At 73.5% G+C, this 16,854-nt stretch carries 12 protein-coding genes; 8 read left to right on the top strand and 4 right to left on the bottom strand.

Going from position 1 to position 16,854, the window contains the following annotated elements; all coding sequences use genetic code 11:
- The first annotated feature begins 1 nt into the window (after position 1).
- A complete protein-coding gene (locus tag ACZ69I_RS14510) occupies positions 2 to 427 on the top strand; it encodes a cobalamin B12-binding domain-containing protein (RefSeq protein WP_389720155.1) in 426 nt (141 codons plus the stop codon).
- A 200-nt stretch (positions 428 to 627) separates the two neighbouring features.
- Here the strand turns inward: ACZ69I_RS14510 and ACZ69I_RS14515 are convergent, their stop codons facing one another.
- On the bottom strand, positions 628 to 1,692 hold the full coding sequence (locus tag ACZ69I_RS14515) for an aldo/keto reductase (protein WP_470832359.1): 1,065 nt from the start codon (positions 1,690 to 1,692) through the stop codon (positions 628 to 630).
- A gap of 137 nt (positions 1,693 to 1,829) precedes the next feature.
- On the opposite strand from ACZ69I_RS14515, the gene ACZ69I_RS14520 reads away from it, so the two are divergent.
- On the top strand, positions 1,830 to 2,705 hold the full coding sequence (locus tag ACZ69I_RS14520; RefSeq protein ID WP_470832361.1) for a helix-turn-helix transcriptional regulator: 876 nt from the start codon (positions 1,830 to 1,832) through the stop codon (positions 2,703 to 2,705).
- Positions 2,706 to 2,783: 78 nt separating this feature from the next.
- Here the strand turns inward: ACZ69I_RS14520 and ACZ69I_RS14525 are convergent, their stop codons facing one another.
- Together ACZ69I_RS14525 and ACZ69I_RS14530 are read right to left on the bottom strand one after the other, a co-directional pair.
- Positions 2,784 to 4,415 carry a DUF5691 domain-containing protein gene (locus ACZ69I_RS14525; RefSeq protein WP_470832363.1) on the bottom strand — a complete coding sequence of 544 codons (1,632 nt, stop codon included), beginning with the start codon at positions 4,413 to 4,415 and terminating at the stop codon, positions 2,784 to 2,786.
- 173 nt (positions 4,416 to 4,588) lie between these two features.
- Positions 4,589 to 5,941 (bottom strand): SWIM zinc finger family protein, encoded by a 1,353-nt coding sequence (locus ACZ69I_RS14530; RefSeq protein ID WP_470832365.1) that lies wholly within the window; start codon positions 5,939 to 5,941, stop codon positions 4,589 to 4,591.
- A 153-nt stretch (positions 5,942 to 6,094) separates the two neighbouring features.
- On the opposite strand from ACZ69I_RS14530, the gene ACZ69I_RS14535 reads away from it, so the two are divergent.
- From ACZ69I_RS14535 to sucD, 5 genes are all read left to right on the top strand, one after another.
- Positions 6,095 to 7,261 (top strand): ATP-binding protein, encoded by a 1,167-nt coding sequence (locus tag ACZ69I_RS14535; RefSeq protein ID WP_467670311.1) that lies wholly within the window; start codon positions 6,095 to 6,097, stop codon positions 7,259 to 7,261.
- On the top strand, positions 7,258 to 9,792 hold the full coding sequence (locus ACZ69I_RS14540; RefSeq protein ID WP_470832367.1) for a DUF5682 family protein: 2,535 nt from the start codon (positions 7,258 to 7,260) through the stop codon (positions 9,790 to 9,792). The genes ACZ69I_RS14535 and ACZ69I_RS14540 overlap by 4 nt, the downstream gene beginning before the upstream one ends.
- Positions 9,789 to 10,949 carry a VWA domain-containing protein gene (locus ACZ69I_RS14545; RefSeq protein WP_470832369.1) on the top strand — a complete coding sequence of 387 codons (1,161 nt, stop codon included), beginning with the start codon at positions 9,789 to 9,791 and terminating at the stop codon, positions 10,947 to 10,949. The genes ACZ69I_RS14540 and ACZ69I_RS14545 overlap by 4 nt, the downstream gene beginning before the upstream one ends.
- 361 nt (positions 10,950 to 11,310) lie before the next feature.
- Positions 11,311 to 12,489 carry an ADP-forming succinate--CoA ligase subunit beta gene (gene sucC / locus ACZ69I_RS14550; RefSeq protein WP_467670305.1) on the top strand — a complete coding sequence of 393 codons (1,179 nt, stop codon included), beginning with the start codon at positions 11,311 to 11,313 and terminating at the stop codon, positions 12,487 to 12,489.
- Between the two features lie 21 nt (positions 12,490 to 12,510).
- Entirely contained in the window at positions 12,511 to 13,395 is an 885-nt protein-coding gene (gene sucD, locus ACZ69I_RS14555; RefSeq protein WP_470832371.1) for a succinate--CoA ligase subunit alpha, read from the top strand.
- A 177-nt stretch (positions 13,396 to 13,572) separates the two neighbouring features.
- Here the strand turns inward: sucD and ACZ69I_RS14560 are convergent, their stop codons facing one another.
- Positions 13,573 to 14,850, bottom strand: a complete 1,278-nt coding sequence (locus tag ACZ69I_RS14560) for a helix-turn-helix domain-containing protein (RefSeq protein ID WP_470832373.1) — start codon at positions 14,848 to 14,850, stop codon at positions 13,573 to 13,575.
- Between the two features lie 155 nt (positions 14,851 to 15,005).
- Between ACZ69I_RS14560 and ACZ69I_RS14565 the strand changes: the two genes are divergently transcribed.
- Positions 15,006 to 16,844: a cell division protein PerM gene (locus ACZ69I_RS14565; RefSeq protein WP_470832454.1), complete on the top strand. Its 1,839-nt coding sequence runs from the start codon at positions 15,006 to 15,008 to the stop codon at positions 16,842 to 16,844.
- The last annotated feature ends 10 nt before the right edge of the window (positions 16,845 to 16,854 follow it).

Raw genomic sequence — 16,854 nt, forward strand, 5'->3', positions numbered from 1 at the left:
GATGGGTGTGGCAGCCGGGCCGATCCGCGTGGTGGTCGCCAAGCCGGGGCTCGACGGGCACGATCGCGGGGCCAAGGTGATCGCGCGGGCGCTGCGTGACGCCGGTATGGAGGTCATCTACACCGGCCTGCACCAGACGCCCGAGCAGGTGGTCGACACCGCGATCCAGGAGGACGCCGACGCGATCGGCCTCTCCATCCTGTCCGGTGCGCACAACACCCTGTTCGCGCGGGTGTTGGAGCTGTTGAAGGAGCGGGACGCGGAGGACATCAAGGTCTTCGGCGGCGGCATCATCCCCGAGGCGGACATCGCGCCCCTCAAGGAGAAGGGTGTCGCGGCGATCTTCACCCCGGGCGCGACGACCGCGTCGATCGTGGAGTGGGTACGGGGGAACGTACGGGAGGGTGCGGGGAGCGCGGGGGCGTGAGCCGTCGCCGGTCTGCTCCTGACCGGCGACTTGAACGGGATACGCCTCCCGGCCGGAGGCCGAGAGGCCAGCAGCGCCCGCAGCGCCGGCGACGTCACGGCCGAGGTGTGCCGATGCGCGCCCCGGGGGCGGCGGTTGCGCTGTCCCCGGGGCGCGCATCGGCGTCAGCGGGCAGTGTGTGGCAGCCAGCGGACGGTGGCTCAGTGGCGGCTCTCGATCTTGAGGTCACCCGCCGTCACCTTGCGGATGTGGTCCCCGGCGAGCAGGTCGTGCGGATAGCCGAGCCCGATCGCGCCCGCCTCGTCGAGGCGGGCCAGTTGGGAGGCGGTGAAGTCGACCTCCAGGGCGCCCAGGTTGTCCTCCAGTTGCGCGGGGGTACGGGCGCCGATGACCGGGGCCGTCACGGCCGGGTTCGACAGGGTCCAGGCCAGCCCGATCCGGGCGGGTGTGCGGCCCAGTTCCGCGGCGACCTCCTTCACGACATCGGCGACGGCGAGGTTGCGCTCGGTGACCGCACCGAGGGCGAGGTTGTAGCTCTTGCGGGTGCTTTCGCCGGGTACGGCGCCCGTCCCGGTCAGGTCCTCGCGGCGGTACTTGCCGGTGAGCACCCCGCCGGCCAGCGGTGAATACGGCACCACGCCCAGCCCCAGCTCGCGTGCCATGGGGATCAGATCGCGTTCCCCGGCGCGCTCGATCAGGTTGTACTCGATCTGCAGCGCGACCAACGGCGACCAGCCGCGCAGGTCGGCGATCGCCTGCATGCGCGACACCTGCCAGGCCGGGGCGTTGGAGATCGCCACGTACAGGACCTTGCCCTGGCGGACCAGGTCGTCCAGGCCGCGCAGGATCTCCTCGACCGAGGTCGTGAAGTCCCACACGTGCAGGTAGAGGAGATCGATGTAGTCCGTGTCCAGCCGGCGCAGACTGGCTTCCACCGACGCGAACAGGCTCTTGCGGTGAGTGCCCCCGGAGTTCGGGTCGCCGGGGCGGCGCAGCGTCGAGTACTTCGTCGCCAGCACCAGGCTCTCGCGGTGGTCGCGGGCGAACGCGCCGAGAAGGCGCTCGGAGCTGCCGTCGGTGTAGGTGTTGGCGGTGTCGATGAAGTTGCCGCCGCGCTCCACGTAGAGGTCGAACAGCTTGCGTGCCTCCTCCTGTTCGGCGCCCCAGCCCCACTCGGTGCCGAAGGTCGCCGCGCCCAGGGCCAGCGGTGAGACCCGCAGTCCGGAACGGCCGAGGAGCCGGTAGCTGTCGAGGGTGAGCGACATCGTGTCCTCCTGTGCTTGTCATCCGTCGTCGAGCGCCATGGGGCGTCGACGAGGACAAGCCTCTGACCGACGGGGGCCGACGGTAAGGGAGAGCGGATCCTGGGAACACCGCTCCTACCCCGGCTGTTGGGCCCGGCATGACGACGCACGCCTTGGACGCGACGACGCACGCCTCGGACGCGACAGCCGACACTCTGGACGTGACCCAGGAGTTGGCCGCGTTCCTGCGGACCCGGCGCGAAAGCCTGGACCCGCACGCACTCGGCCTGCCCCCGCGCCGGCAGTCCCGGCGGACCCCTGGACTGCGCCGTGAAGAGGTCGCCGAACTGGCCGGGATCAGCGTCGACTACGTCGTGCGGCTGGAACAGGCCCGCGGGCTGCGCCCTTCGGCGGACGTGGTGGAGGCGCTGGCCGGGGCGCTGCGGCTGGCTCCCGACGAACGCGCCTACCTCTTCGGTCTGACCCGGCAGCGCCCCCACGGCACCGACGAGCCCGCCACCGCGGCGGCGCCCCCGCTGGCCGGGCTGGTCGCCGATCTCTCGCCGCTGCCCGCGATGCTGACGAACCACCGCTACGACATCCTGGCCTGGAACGACGCGATGACACGGCTGCTCCTCGACTTCGACACCCTGCCGCCGCGGCAGCGCAACGCGATGTGGCTGTGCCTGATCCATCCGGAGATACGGGAGTTGTACGTCGACCGTGCACGTGTCGTACGGGAAGGGGTCGCCCACCTGCGCGCGGCGTGGGCGGCCCACCCGGAGGACCGGACGCTGAGCGAACTCATCACCGAGTTCATCGCCCGCGACGAGGACTTCGCGCGCCTGTGGGCCGAGCGGGACGTCAGGGTCAACGGCCGCGGCCACAAGGTGCTGCGGCACCCTGATGCCGGTGTCATCGCCGTGCACTTCGAAGTGCTCACCCCCCTTCAGGACCCGGACCAGCGGCTGATGATCTGCCGCCCCGCGGACGACGGTAGCCGGGCGGCGATGGACCGGCTGCGCGCACGCTGAGAGCCCTTCGCACCCCCGTCCGCGCCCCGACGCCCGGCGCGGGCCCTGCGCCGCGACAGGCCGGTCCGGCGGCGGCGCTCACCTCGGCGGGCAGAGCTCGTCGCGGATCGCCGCGCGCAGGCGGAGCGTGGTCACCAGGCGCTGGAACGCTTCGGCCCAGTAGCTGCCCGCGCCCGGTGAGGCGTCCTCCGGTTCGTCGGGTATCGCGGTGAGCGCCTCCAGCCGGACCGCCTCCGCCGGGTCCAGGCAGCGTTCCGCGAGGCCCATCACTCCGCTGAAGCTCCAGGGGTAACTGCCCGCGTCCCGCGCGATGTTCAGGGAGTCGACCACTGCCCGGCCCAGCGGCTCCGCCCACGGCACCGCGCAGACGCCGAGCAGCTGGAACGACTCGGACAGGCCGTGCGCCGCGATGAAACCGGCCACCCAGTCCGCCCGTTCGGCGGCGGGCAGCGCGGCGAGCAGTTTGGCGCGCTCCGCCAGGGAGACGGCCCCGGGGCCGGCCGCGTCGGGTGACGCGGGGGTGCCGAGCAGCGCTCTGGACCAGTCGGTGTCCCGCTGCCGTACCGCCGCACGGCACCACGCCGCGTGCAGCTCGCTCCGCCAGTCGTCGGCCACGGGGAGCGCCACGATCTCGGCCGGAGTGCGGTTGCCGAGGCGGGGCTGCCAGGTGGCGAGCGGGGCCGCCTCCACCAACTGGCCGAGCCACCAGGAGCGTTCGCCGCGGCCGGCGGGAGGCTTCGGGACGACGCCGTCCCGTTCCATGCCCGCGTCGCACTCGTGGGGGGCCTCGACGGTGAGCGTCGGTGTGCGCGAGGTGTGGTCGACGGCCACGCAGGAGGCCGCGCGCGCCGACATCCGGCCCGCCAGGGCGGATGCGGGGAGGGCGGACAGCAGCTCGGCCGCCGTGGAGCGGACGTTGCGGCTGCGGTCGGTGAGGGCCCGCTCCAGGAACGGCTCGTCCTCGGCGGTCAGGCCGGTCCGCAGCGAGTCGAGGAACATCAGGCGGTCCTCCGCACGCTCCGTGGTCCAGGTGGATATGAGCAGGTCACGGGCGCTGCGGGCATCCTGTGCGCGCAGCGCGGTGAGGAGGGCTACGCGCTCGGCGAAGAGGCCTTCCTCCCAGAGCTGTCGGACCTCGGGGGCGTCGTCGGTGGCGGGGAGCGCGACGCCGCCGCCCGGGGTGGAGCGGAGCGCGAACTTCCAGTCGGGGTTCAGACGGGCCAGCCACAGGGCCCTCGGACCGGCGAAGGCGAGGGCCTGGGGACGCAGGTCCGTGCGGCCGCGCGCCGCGTTCAGGAGGGCGGGCAGCAGCTCGGGGGGCGCTCCGTACCCCCGGGCGTTGGCGAGGGCCAGCCACTGGGGCAGGAGCTCCATCAGGTCCGGCGCCGCACCTCGGCGGCCGCCGTTTCCGGTGCCGGGCTGGTCGGTGAGGAGTGTCGCTAGCCTGCGCGCGGCCGCGGGCGGCAGCGGCGGCCGGGGATCGTCCGCCGCGGGTTCGGGCAGGGCGGCGGCCGGGGCGGGGCGCAGTCCTGCCCTGCGGCGCACCGTCTGCACCGCCGCCGCGTCCAGGAGGGCGGCCGGTGCCTCCTTGCCGGGCGCCCGCAGCGCGGGCGGGAGCGTGCGCCGGTCGGTGCCGAGCAGCGCCGTGGTGACCAGGTCGTCCCACGAGGGGTGGATGGCGGGGGCAGGGGGTGCGGGTGCGGTGGGCATGGCTGTCTCCTGCCGTACGGTCGCCGTCTGGGCCTCCTCCTGCTGTGCGGTTGCCTGCTGTGCGTCCTCCCGCCGTGCGGTTGCCTGCTGTGCGTCCTCCCGCCCTGCGCCCCTCTGCCGTGCATCCTCCTCGTGTGTGTCCTCCCGCTGTCCGTTCTCCCCGTATGCGTCGGTCAGCACAGCGACACCGTCTCTCCTGAGTCCTGCGGCCAGGCCGCCAGCGGGGTGAAGCCTTCGTGCCCGCACTCGCCGAACACGGTCAGCGGGGCGCCTCCGGAGACGGCGACCATGCGCCACAGGCCTGGCCTCGACAGGGCGAACGGCGCCAGGGGCAGCGCGGAGTCGCCGTCGGCGTCGGCCAGTTGCCAGGAGTCGTCGGCCCGGGTCGGTACGACGTCGGCGAGGGTCACCGGCCACGACTCCAGCCACGGGTCGCCGCGCAACGCCTCGCCGTAGCGGGCGGCGGCCTCGTCCGTCCGTACGCCCGGCGGACGGTGCGTGGTGGGCACCGGAGCCGTGAACTGTTCGCCCAGGTCCGCGCGCGGCTGTCCCGCGCCCGGATAGGTGGTCACCTCGGCATCGAGGGCGAGGCCCACGGGCAGGGCGAGCGCGGGTGCGCGGCCTGCCGCTCCGTACGAGAGGAGCAGCGCGGGACGGCCCGTCTCCATGCCGTACAGCCAGATGCGGCGGGTGGTGAGTCTGCTGTCCGCCGTGTCGTACTGCGCGAGGACCAGCCAGCGGTCCCGTACCGGCGGGCCCTGCGGCTGGGCGGGCAGGCCCATGCGGGAGCGGACCGTCGCGGCCAGTTCGTCCGGCAGCCGGTCGCGGTGGAGCCAGCCCTGGTCGAGGAGGTGGAGCAGCGCGCACTCCTCCAGGAGACGCGTCGGCCAGCCGGGGCCGGACGCGGGTATCGCCCCCAACTCCCGCACCCGCGCGGCGAGGCCTGGTGCCTGGGCGTCGACCATGCGGGCCGCCGTCTCCTCCCACAGGCCGTACCCCGCCTGTTCGGCCGTCGCGATACCGCTACGGAGCAGGTCGGACAGGCGCTGCTCCAGCTCCGTCGCCCCCGCGGTGATCCGCTCGGCCCGCTTCTCCGCCCTTCTGCGCGCGGCCTCGGGGTCGGCCGGGGCGGTGGGCTCGGTGGCCGGGCTCCGTCTGGTCTCCGCTCTCGTGCGGCGCGCGGCCAGCCACTCCTCGGCCCATGCCGGTGGCTCGCCGTTCTCCGGAACCGTGCCGTCCGCTCCCGCCCAGACCAGCAGCAGCCCCAGCGCGTGCTTGCACGGGAACTTGCGGCTCGGACAACTGCACTTGTACGCCGGACCCGCCGTGTCCGCGATGTCGACGACCGTCTGATACGGCTTGCTGCCACTGCCCTTGCACAGCCCCCACACCGTCCCCTCGCCAGAGCTGCCCGCCTCCGACCATGGGCCGGCGACGCCGAGTTTGCTTCCCGCCTTGCGTGACGGGGCGTCAGGAGCCAGTGCGAGCACCTGATCCGCCGTCCAGCGCACCCCCTGCTGAGTCATGTCTCGAAGGTAGGCGCCGCCACTGACAATCAGCTCCGCGCTGCATATCCGGCCAGGTCGGAGCCGTGCGACGGTCGATTGTCAGTGGCGTGGTGCACGGTGGAGACATCTCCGGGCCAGATGCGTCCGGACGAGCTGGAGGGGGATCGCTCCATGACCGTTTCCGTCGACTCGACGACGTCCGCGACCGCGCGTCGGCCCGCGCCCGCATCCGGTTCCGCGCCCGGCTCCACCGACGGCGCGCAGGTCCTGCGGCCGCACGCCGAGGACGCCTTCGCCGCCGAACTGACGGCGCTCGCCGCGCAGGACGACCGGCCGAGGCCGCGGCGCTGGAAGCTCTCGCCGTGGGCCGTCGCGACGTATCTGCTCGGTGGCACCCTGCCCGACGGCACGGTGATCACCCCCAAGTACGTGGGACCGCGCCGCATCGTCGAGGTCGCCGTCACCACGCTCGCCACCGACCGCGCCCTGCTGCTGCTCGGCGTGCCCGGCACCGCCAAGACCTGGGTGTCGGAGCACCTCGCCGCCGCGGTCAGCGGCGACTCGACCCTCCTGGTGCAGGGCACGGCGGGCACACCGGAGGAAGCCATCCGGTACGGCTGGAACTACGCCCAGCTGCTCGCGCACGGCCCCAGCCGCGACGCGCTCGTGCCCAGCCCCGTCATGCGGGCGATGGCCGAGGGCATGACGGCGCGCGTCGAGGAGCTGACCCGCATCCCGGCCGACGTGCAGGACACGCTGATCACGATCCTGTCGGAAAAGACGCTGCCGATCCCGGAGTTGGGTCAGGAGGTGCAGGCCGTCGGCGGCTTCAACCTCATCGCGACCGCCAACGACCGGGACCGCGGGGTCAACGACCTGTCGAGCGCCCTGCGCCGCCGCTTCAACACCGTCGTCCTGCCGCTGCCCGAGAGCGCCGAGGCCGAGGTCGACATCGTCTCGCGCCGCGTCGACCAGATCGGCCGCTCCCTCGACCTGCCGACGGGCCCGGAGGGCATCGACGAGATACGCCGCGTGGTCACCGTCTTCCGTGAACTGCGCGACGGCGTCACGGCGGACGGCCGTACGAAGGTGAAGTCGCCCAGCGGCACCCTGTCCACGGCCGAGGCGATCTCCGTCGTCACCAACGGCCTGGCGCTGGCGGCCCACTTCGGGGACGGCGTGCTGCGCCCCGGCGACGTGGCGGCCGGCATCCTCGGCGCGGTCGTGCGCGACCCGGCGGCGGACCGCGTGATCTGGCAGGAGTACCTGGAGGCGGTCGTGCGGGAGCGGGACGGCTGGAAGGACTTCTACCGCGCGTGCCGCGAGGTGAGCGCATGACGAGCGGGGACGCGGACAAGGACGCGGACACGAGCACGCGGGTGCATGCCGGTCCGGGTCCGGGTGCGGGTGCGGGTGCGCAGGAACCGCTGCTCCTCGGTGTGCGGCACCACGGGCCCGGCTCCGCGCGTGCCGTGCGGGCCGCGCTCGACGAGGCGCGGCCCGACGTCGTCCTCGTCGAGGGCCCTCCGGAGGCGGACGCGCTGGTGGACCTCGCCGCCGACGAGGCGATGCGGCCGCCCGTCGCGCTGCTCGCGCACGTGGCGGACGAGCCGGGCCGCTCGGCGTTCTGGCCGCTCGCGGAGTTCTCCCCGGAGTGGGTCGCCATCCGGTGGGCCCTCGGACGGCGGGTGCCGGTGCGCTTCATCGACCTCCCGGCGGCACACTCGCTCGCCCTGCGCGCCGAGGACGACGACGGGCAGAACCCCGACGCAGGGGGTGACGTACGGGTGGACCCCGTCGCCGTCCTCGCGGAGACCGCGGGGTACGACGACCCCGAGCGCTGGTGGGAGGACGTCGTCGAGCACCGGGGGACGGCAGGCGACGCGTTCGCGCCGTTCGAGGCGCTCGGCGAGGCGATGGCCGCCCTGCGCGAGGCCTACGGAGACGGCGGGCACGGCCGCGACCTGGTGCGCGAGGCGTACATGAGGCTCCAGACGCGGTCCGCGGCAAGGCAGTTCGGGCCCGGGCGGGTCGCCGTCGTGTGCGGGGCCTGGCACGTTCCGGCGCTGCGCCGGAAGACGACCGTGGCCGCCGACCGGGCGCTGCTCAAGGGGCTGCCCAAGGTGAAGGCCGAGATGACGTGGGTGCCCTGGACCCACCGCAGGCTCTCCCGCGCCAGCGGGTACGGCGCCGGCATCGCCTCCCCCGGGTGGTACGGCCACCTGTTCGCCGCCCCGGACCGCCCCCTCGAACGGTGGATGACGAAGGTCGCGGGGCTGCTGCGCGACGAGGACCGGCTGGTCTCGTCCGCGCACGTCATCGAAGCGGTGCGGCTCGCCGACACGCTCGCCGCGATGCGGGGGCGGCCGCTGGCCGGGCTCACCGAGACGACCGACGCCGTGCGGGCGGTGATGTGCGAGGGCTCCGACGTGCCGCTCGCCCTCGTGCACGACAAGCTCGTCGTCGGGGACGTGCTGGGTGAGGTGCCCGAGGCGGCGCCCGCGGTCCCGTTGCAGCGCGACCTGACCCGGCTCCAGCGCAGACTGCGCCTCAAACCGGAGGCGCTGGAGCGCGACCTGGAGCTCGACCTCCGAAAGGAGACCGACGCGGCGCGCAGCAGGCTGCTGCACCGGCTGCGGCTGCTCGGCGTCGACTGGGGCGATCCCGCGGTGTCCCGGGGGAGCACCGGGACCTTCCGCGAGACCTGGCGGCTGCGGTGGGAGCCCGAGCTGTCCGTGCGGGTCGCGGAGGCGGGGGTCTGGGGGACCACGGTCCTCGGCGCGGCCACCGGCAAGGCCTCGTCCGACGCGGTCGGGGCGGGGACCCTCGCCGCCGTCACCGCGCTCGCCGAGCGGTGCCTGCTGGCGGAGCTGCCGGACGCGTCGCGCGTGGTGATGCGGGTGCTCGCGGACCGGGCGGCGCTGGACACGGACGTCGGGCACCTCGCGCAGGCCCTGCCCGCGCTCGTGCGGTCCCTGCGGTACGGCGACGTCCGGGGGACCGGTACGGAGGCCCTCGGCGACGTGGCCCTCGGGCTCGCCGAGCGGATCTTCGTGGGGCTGCCGCCCGCCTGCGCGGGGCTGGACGCGGAGGCGGCCCTGGAGATGCGGGGACACGTCGACGCCGTGCACCAGGCGGTGGCGCTGCTGGGGGAGTTGACGCCGCCGTCACAGTCGTCACAGTCACCACAGCCGTCACAGCCACCACACCTGTCACAGCAGTCACCGCCGTCGTCCGGCCCCGCCGCGGCGCGGGGCGTGCGGGCCCGGTGGGTCTCCGTGCTGCGGGTGCTCGCCCGGCGGGAGGGGGTCGCCGGGGTCGTACGGGGACGGTGCGTGCGGCTGTTGCTGGACGGCGGGGAGCTGGGGGACGAGGACGTGGCCCGGCTCATGGGCCGCGCGCTCTCCCGGGGGAGCGCGCCCGCCGAAGGGGCCGCCTGGATCGAGGGGTTCGTCGGGGGCGGTACGGGCGGCGGCATGCTCCTGGTGCACGACGAGCGGCTGCTCGGCCTGGTCGACGCGTGGCTGTGCGGGGTGTCGGACGGCGCCTTCACCGACGTACTGCCGTTGTTGCGGCGCACCTTCTCGGCGTACGAACCGGGAGTGCGGCGGACGTTGGGCGAGCTGGTGCGGCGCGGGCCCGCGGCCGGGGCCGTCGCGGGCGGCGGCGCGGGGGCCGGTGTGCCCGGCTTCGCCGAGGAGATCGACGCCCCGCGCGCGGACGCCGTCGTGCCGGTCGTGCGCCTGCTGCTCGGCCTCGCGACGGCTCCCGGGCCAGGGGCGCGGGGGGAGACGGGTGCCGGGACCGGCGGTATGGAGACCGGTGACATGAGGCAGGGCGGCAACGGGCTTGTGGGGGTGGCGGGATGACCGGCTCGACCGATGAGCGCCTGCGGCGGTGGCGGCTCGTGCTGGGCGGCGACAGCGCGGACGGGACGGGCCACGCGCTCTCCGGCCGGGACGCGGCGATGGACGGGGCGCTGACCGCGCTCTACGGAGGAGGCGGGAAGGACAGCCGGGGGCGGGACCGTTCCGCGGGGCTCGGGGCGTCGGCGCCGTCCGTGGCGCGCTGGCTCGGCGACATCCGTACGTACTTCCCTTCGTCCGTCGTCCAGGTCATGCAGCGCGACGCGATCGACCGCCTCGGGCTCTCCGCGCTGCTCCTGGAGCCCGAGATGCTGGAAGCCGTCGAGGCGGACGTACATCTGGTGGGGACGCTGCTCTCGCTGAACAAGGCCATGCCGGAGACGACCAAGGAGACCGCGCGCGCCGTCGTGCGCAAGGTCGTCGAGGACCTGGAGAAGCGGCTCGCGACACGGACCCGCTCCGCGCTGACCGGCGCCCTCGACCGCAGCGCCCGCGTCAGCAGACCGCGCCACCACGACATCGACTGGAACCGCACGATCGCGGTCAACCTCAAGAACTACCTGCCGGAGCACCGGACGATCGTCCCCGAGCGCCTCATCGGGTACGGGCGGGCGTCCCGGTCGGTGAAGAAGGACGTCATCCTCTGCATCGACCAGTCCGGCTCGATGGCGGCGTCCGTGGTCTACGCCTCGGTGTTCGGCGCCGTCCTCGGCTCGATGCGCTCGCTGGACACCCGGCTCGTCGTCTTCGACACGAACGTCGTCGACCTCACCGAGCAGCTCGACGACCCGGTCGACGTCCTCTTCGGCACGCAGCTGGGCGGCGGCACGGACATCAACCGCGCCCTCGCGTACTGCCAGTCGCAGATCAGCCGCCCCGCCGACACGATCGTCGTCCTCATCAGCGACCTCTACGAAGGAGGCATACGGGACGAGATGCTGAAGCGGGTCGCGGCGATGAAGGCGTCCGGAGTGCAGTTCGTGACGCTGCTCGCGCTCTCCGACGAGGGGACGCCCGCGTACGACCGCGAGCACGCCGCCGCGCTCGCCGCCCTGGACGCGCCGGCCTTCGCCTGCACCCCGGACCTCTTCCCGGAGGTGATGGCCGCGGCGATCGAGAAGCGGCCGCTCCCTATACCGGACCCGGCGACCGGGACGTGATGCCGGGAACACCGTGCAGGGAACGTCATGAAGAGAACGCGGTGACGTGGTCGCGGGAGCAATCAGAGCGAACAGGCGGCCTCCGACGTCACAGGGGTCGCCGGGCCACCACCGCGGCCGCCGGTTCTGCCGCGGTGACCACGCGATCTGTGACCGTCATCACCGCCCAAATGTGATCTGTGATTTAGGGACCCACGTCCTGCGGCGATAACCTGCGAGACGGACATGCCGCGTATTGGACTCCGTCCTACGCCTCCCTTGTGACAGCGCAGTCACGTTGCCCTCCGCGGCACGCCCATGCAGACAGCTGACACCAAAGCAGCGAGATCGCAGCGAGATCACGGATAAGGGACGGACGCGCGTGGACCTGTTCGAGTACCAGGCGAGGGACCTCTTCGCCAAGCACGGTGTACCGGTGCTGGCCGGTGAAGTCATCGACACGCCTGAGGCGGCGCGCGAGGCCACCGAGCGACTGGGCGGCAAGTCGGTCGTCAAGGCGCAGGTGAAGGTCGGTGGCCGCGGCAAGGCCGGCGGCGTGAAGCTGGCGGCGAACCCGGACGAGGCCGTCGCTCGCGCGACGGACATCCTCGGCATGGACATCAAGGGCCACACGGTCCACAAGGTGATGATCGCCGAGCTGTCTCCGGAGATCGAGGCGGAGTACTACGTCTCGTACCTTCTCGACCGCACCAACCGCACCTTCCTGGCCATGGCGTCGGTGCAGGGCGGCATGGACATCGAGGAGGTCGCGGAGAAGACCCCCGAGGCCCTCGCGAAGGTCCCGGTCAACGCCGTCGAGGGCGTGAACATCGAGAAGGCCCGCGAGATCGTGGCCCAGGCGAAGTTCCCGGCCGAGGTGGCCGAGGGCGTCGCCGAGGCGATGGTGACCCTGTGGGACACCTTCGTCGCCGAGGACGCGCTCCTCGTCGAGGTCAACCCGCTGGTGAAGACCAAGGACGGCCGCATCCTGGCCCTGGACGGCAAGGTCTCGCTCGACGAGAACGCCGACTTCCGCCAGGCCGACCACGAGGCTCTTGAGGACAAGGCCGCAGCCAACCCGCTCGAGGCTGCCGCCAAGGCCAAGAACCTCAACTACGTCAAGCTGGACGGCGAGGTCGGCATCATCGGCAACGGCGCCGGTCTGGTCATGTCGACCCTGGACGTCGTCGCGTACGCCGGTGAGAACCACGGCGGCGTGAAGCCCGCCAACTTCCTCGACATCGGCGGCGGCGCCTCCGCCGAGGTCATGGCGAACGGCCTGGAAATCATCCTCGGCGACTCGGACGTCAAGTCCGTCTTCGTCAACGTCTTCGGTGGCATCACCGCGTGCGACGAGGTCGCCAACGGCATCGTGCAGGCCCTGGAACTGCTCGCCTCCAAGGGCGAGAAGGTCGAGAAGCCGCTGGTCGTGCGCCTCGACGGCAACAACGCGGAGCTGGGTCGCAAGATCCTGAGCGACGCCAACCACCCGCTCGTGCAGCGCGTGGACACCATGGACGGCGCGGCCGACAAGGCCGCCGAGCTCGCGGCCGCGAAGTAAGGGACGAGGGACAGAACAGCCATGGCTATCTTCCTCAACAAGGACAGCAAGGTCATCGTCCAGGGCATGACCGGTGCCACGGGCATGAAGCACACCAAGCTCATGCTGGGTGACGGCACCAACATCGTCGGCGGCGTGAACCCGCGCAAGGCGGGCACGAAGGTCGACTTCGACGGCACCGAGGTACCGGTCTTCGGCTCGGTCAAGGAGGCCATGGAGGCCACGGGCGCCAACGTGTCCGTCCTCTTCGTGCCGCCGGCCTTCTCCAAGGCCGCCGTCGTCGAGGCGATCGACGCCGAGATCCCCCTCGCCGTCGTCATCACCGAGGGCATCGCCGTCCACGACTCCGCCGCCTTCTGGGCGTACGCGAAGTCGAAGGGCAACAAGACCCGCATCATCGGCCCGAACTGCCCCGGTCTCATCACCCCGGGCCAGTCGAACGCCGGCATCATCCCGGGCGACATCACGAAGCCGGGCCGCATCGGCCTGGTCTCGAAGTCCGGCACGCTGACGTACCAGATGATGTACGAGCTCCGTGACATCGGCTTCTCCTCGGCCGTCGGCATCGGTGGCGACCCCGTCATCGGTACGACGCACATCGACGCCCTCGAGGCGTTCGAGGCCGACCCCGAGACCGACCTGATCGTCATGATCGGCGAGATCGGCGGCGACGCGGAGGAGCGTGCGGCGGACTACATCAAGGCCAACGTGACGAAGCCGGTCGTCGGCTACGTCGCCGGCTTCACCGCGCCCGAGGGCAAGACCATGGGCCACGCCGGTGCCATCGTCTCGGGCTCCTCCGGTACGGCGCAGGCCAAGAAGGAAGCGCTCGAGGCTGCGGGCGTCAAGGTCGGCAAGACGCCGACGGAGACGGCTAAGCTTGCGCGGGCGATCCTCGCGGGCTGAGGTTGCCTTAGCAGTTCTTTTGAAGTGGGCCCGCACCTTTTGCCAGGTGCGGGCCCACTTTTGCGTTTGCTGTTGCCTTTGCGTTTGCTGTTGTGTGCGGGGTGGTGGGGGCGGGGGTTTTCTTGCGCAGTTCCCCGCGCCCCTTGGGTGGGCCCTAGGAACCGGGCCCCTGTGCTGTTATTCCGTGCTGGGGGTCAGTTTGTTGGGGCCCGTCGTGAGTTCCGTGCGGAGTTTCGTGCGGAGGGCCTGGTCCTCCTGGGAGAACGGGCCCGGGCCCATGTGCGGGGGGACTCCGCTGATGGCTCGGCCGGGGGCCTGCGGGGGTTCGTACTGCGTGGGGGCGTGGCGCAGGGTCAGGGCCGTCGCGCCGACGATCAGGGTCGTGAAGGCGATCGCCGCGCGCGTCCAGAACCGGGCGCGGTGCTCGCTGCCCGTGCGGATGCGCTCCGCCTTGGGGAGCCGCAGCCGCTCGGCCCTGCCGGTCTCGTCCAGGCGCCGGTGCAGTTCCTCGGGGTCGGCCAGCTCCGGCAGCCGCTCGGAGATCGTCTCGCGCGCGTTCAGCAGGCGGTACGCGGTGGCGGGCGTGCTCGCCTCCGTCTCGGCCGCGGTCTCGGGCAGGTCGAGGCCGACGCCGTCGTAGAGCATCAGGGTGCGGCGCTGCGCGGGCGGCAGGCTCAGGAGGACGTCGAGGAAGGCGCGGTCGCCCTCGGACGAGGGCGGCGCGTCCGGGTGCCGTCGGCCGGGGCGGAAGCGGTGCCAGGGAGCCATCGCGTACTCGTACGCCGCCGCGCGCACCCAGCCCGCGGGGTCCCGGTCCACCGCCACCTCGGGCCAGCGCTGCCACGCCAGCTGGAAGGCGCGCTCCACCGACTCCTGGGCGAGATCCCGCCGCCCGGTGAGCAGATACGCCTGGCGTACGAGGCCGGGGGCGCACTGCGCACAGAGGGTGTCGAACGCCTCGGCGGGGGTGGAGACGGGAGCGAAGGCGTGGGGTGCGGCGGGCTCGGGAACGGTCGTCACCGGGGCCGAACGCGCGTGGGCGTGGCCGGTCACCGCGGGGGCCGCGGCCGCCACCGGCGTCGGAGTCCTCGGCTTCGCCGCGCGCTTGGCGGCGGGCTGTGGCCTCGACCGTGACTTCCCGCCGTCGGCGGACCGTGCCCATCCCGGCACCCGGCCCCGTTCGGGCGAGGTCTTCCTCTGCTCCCGGGCGTCGTGCTCCGGGACCTCCGGGACCTGCTCCCGGGCCTTCTGTTCCTCGGCCGCCGCGGTCAGGAACTTCCCGTACGCCTCACGCTTGCGGCCCCGAGGGGCCGTGCGGCCCGTCTCCCAGGAGCGCACGGTTTCGCGTGTGACGCCGATCCTCGCGGCGAGGTCGGCCTGGCTCAGCGACTTCGCCTCGCGCAGCCTGCGGCGTTCCTTGGGGGACGGCAGAGGCGTGGCAGGGCTCTGGGGCATGTCGGAATCTCCGCACCGTGGGCCGACGTACGGCGGGGGACCGGGCACGGCCGACCCGCTGTACGAAAAAAGTACATAAACGTATATTGGGCGACACATCCGGTATTCGCCTGTTACGAGAAGAAAGCGCGTGTCGTTGGGACCATGGCCGCGTGATGCAGACGACCGACCCTCACGCCTCGTTGCCCCCCGCGGAGCCGCAGCGCGAACCGGCCCACGATCGTCCGCCCGGCCTGGCCGCCTGCATGCTGGGCGGAGCCGTCGCCGCCGGCCTCGGCCTCGGCTCGTCCGCCGTCCTGGTGATGATGCTGTGGATCACCTCGCCGTACCCGGACAGCGGTCCCTCGGGCGCCCTGCACGTCGCGGCCGGGCTGTGGCTCCTCGCCCACGGCACGGAGCTGATCAGAACGGACACGCTCACCGGGGCGGCCGCGCCGATCGGTGTGGCACCGCTGCTCCTCGTCGTCCTGCCCGGCTGGCTGCTGCACCGGGCCGCGCGGGACGCGACCGCGCCCACGGGGGTCGGGCACGCGGTGCGGACCGCGTGGAGCGGGGTGGTGGCCGGGTATCTGCTGGTCGCCGCGGCCGCCGCGCTGTACGCGACCGGCGGTGCGCTGCGGCCCGACTGGGTCAGCGTGGCCGTGCGCGTGCCGCTTCTCGCGGCGGGCGCGGCCGCTGTCGGGGTGTGGACCGCGCGGGGCCGCCCGCACGGGCCGCTGCCGGCGTCACTGGGGCCGTCCCTGGGCCGCCCGCGGAACGCCCGGGCCGACGGGGCGCACGGCGCGTTCGTGGGCGGCTTCGTCGTACGTCGCCGGGCGGTGGCCGTCGCCCGGGCGGGCGCGGCGGGTGCCGCGGTGCTCGTCGGCGGCGGGGCGTTGCTCGTCGCGGTGTCGCTCGTCCTGCACGCCGGTCCCGTGCAGGCCTCCTTCGGGCAGCTCACGGACGTGTGGTCGGGGCGGGTCGCGGTGCTGCTGCTCGCCCTCGCGCTGGTGCCGAACGCCGCGGTCTGGGGCGCCTCCTACGGTCTCGGGCCCGGCTTCGCGCTCGGCACCGGGACGGTCGCGGGCCCCCTCGCCGCCGGGGCCGCGCCGTCCCTGCTGCCTCCCTTCCCGCTCCTTGCGGCGCTGCCGTCGGCGGGTCCCGGCACACCGCTGACCTGGTCGGCCGCGGCGGTGCCCGTGGCGGCGGGGCTCGCGGTGGCGTGGTGCACGGCCCGGGCGGCGGCGCCCGCCTTCGGGGAGCGGGCCGAGGCGTGGTCGGCGGGGCGGACGGCCGTGGGGGCGGTGCTGGCGGCGGTGGTGTGCGCGGTGCTGACGGCCGGGCTCGCGGCGGTGGCGGGCGGGCCGATGGGGGTGGCGGTGCTCGCCGAGTTCGGGCCGGTGTGGTGGCAGGCGGGGGCGGCGGCGCTGGCCTGGGCGGCGGCGGTCGGGGTGCCCGTGGCGCTGGGCCTGCGGGCGTGGCGGCTGCGGGTGCCGTCCGGCAGGGAGCGGCGGGCGTGGCTGCGGCGGTTCGCGTTGCCGTCGCTACGGGTGCCCCGGCCACGGCTGCCACGCCCTCGGATGCCGTGGGCGGGGTCCGGGCGCGGGCGGCTTCCGTGGACCGGGCGGGCGGCGGGGGATGCCGTGGCGGGGGAAGGGGGGGAAGGGGTGGATGCGGGGTCCGGGGAGGTCCCGGCCGAGGACGTGTTGCCTGGGGAGGGCGCATTGCCCGTGGAGGGCACGGCCCCCGAGCCGGAAGCGGTCGACGTACTCCCCGCACCGGACAGCCAGGCCGAACCGGCCGCACCGGCCGAACCCGCAGCGCCCGCAACGCAGGCCGAACCGGCAGCACCGGCCGCACCCGCAACGAAGGCCGCACCCGCAACCCAGACCGCACCGGCCGACCCGAGCCCCCGCGAAGCCGCCCCCTGGCACGACGACGCCGCCCGGGAAGCACGCTGGAAAGCGCTGAAGGAGGCGGGGGAGCAGCGCCCGGATCGCCCGGACCTGCCCTGAACCGCCGCTC

Source organism: Streptomyces sp. NPDC036815 (genome assembly GCF_055609205.1).

Coding starts and splice junctions, on each gene's coding strand:
- ACZ69I_RS14515 (WP_470832359.1), bottom strand. CDS start 1,692: ATGTCGCTCACCCTCGACAGCTACCGGCTCCTCGGCCGTTCCGGACTG.
- ACZ69I_RS14530 (WP_470832365.1), bottom strand. CDS start 5,941: ATGACTCAGCAGGGGGTGCGCTGGACGGCGGATCAGGTGCTCGCACTG.
- ACZ69I_RS14545 (WP_470832369.1), top strand. CDS start 9,789: ATGACCGGCTCGACCGATGAGCGCCTGCGGCGGTGGCGGCTCGTGCTG.
- ACZ69I_RS14565 (WP_470832454.1), top strand. CDS start 15,006: ATGCAGACGACCGACCCTCACGCCTCGTTGCCCCCCGCGGAGCCGCAG.
- ACZ69I_RS14540 (WP_470832367.1), top strand. CDS start 7,258: ATGACGAGCGGGGACGCGGACAAGGACGCGGACACGAGCACGCGGGTG.
- ACZ69I_RS14560 (WP_470832373.1), bottom strand. CDS start 14,850: ATGCCCCAGAGCCCTGCCACGCCTCTGCCGTCCCCCAAGGAACGCCGC.
- ACZ69I_RS14510 (WP_389720155.1), top strand. CDS start 2: ATGGGTGTGGCAGCCGGGCCGATCCGCGTGGTGGTCGCCAAGCCGGGG.
- sucD (WP_470832371.1), top strand. CDS start 12,511: ATGGCTATCTTCCTCAACAAGGACAGCAAGGTCATCGTCCAGGGCATG.
- ACZ69I_RS14525 (WP_470832363.1), bottom strand. CDS start 4,415: ATGCCCACCGCACCCGCACCCCCTGCCCCCGCCATCCACCCCTCGTGG.
- ACZ69I_RS14520 (WP_470832361.1), top strand. CDS start 1,830: ATGACGACGCACGCCTTGGACGCGACGACGCACGCCTCGGACGCGACA.
- ACZ69I_RS14535 (WP_467670311.1), top strand. CDS start 6,095: ATGACCGTTTCCGTCGACTCGACGACGTCCGCGACCGCGCGTCGGCCC.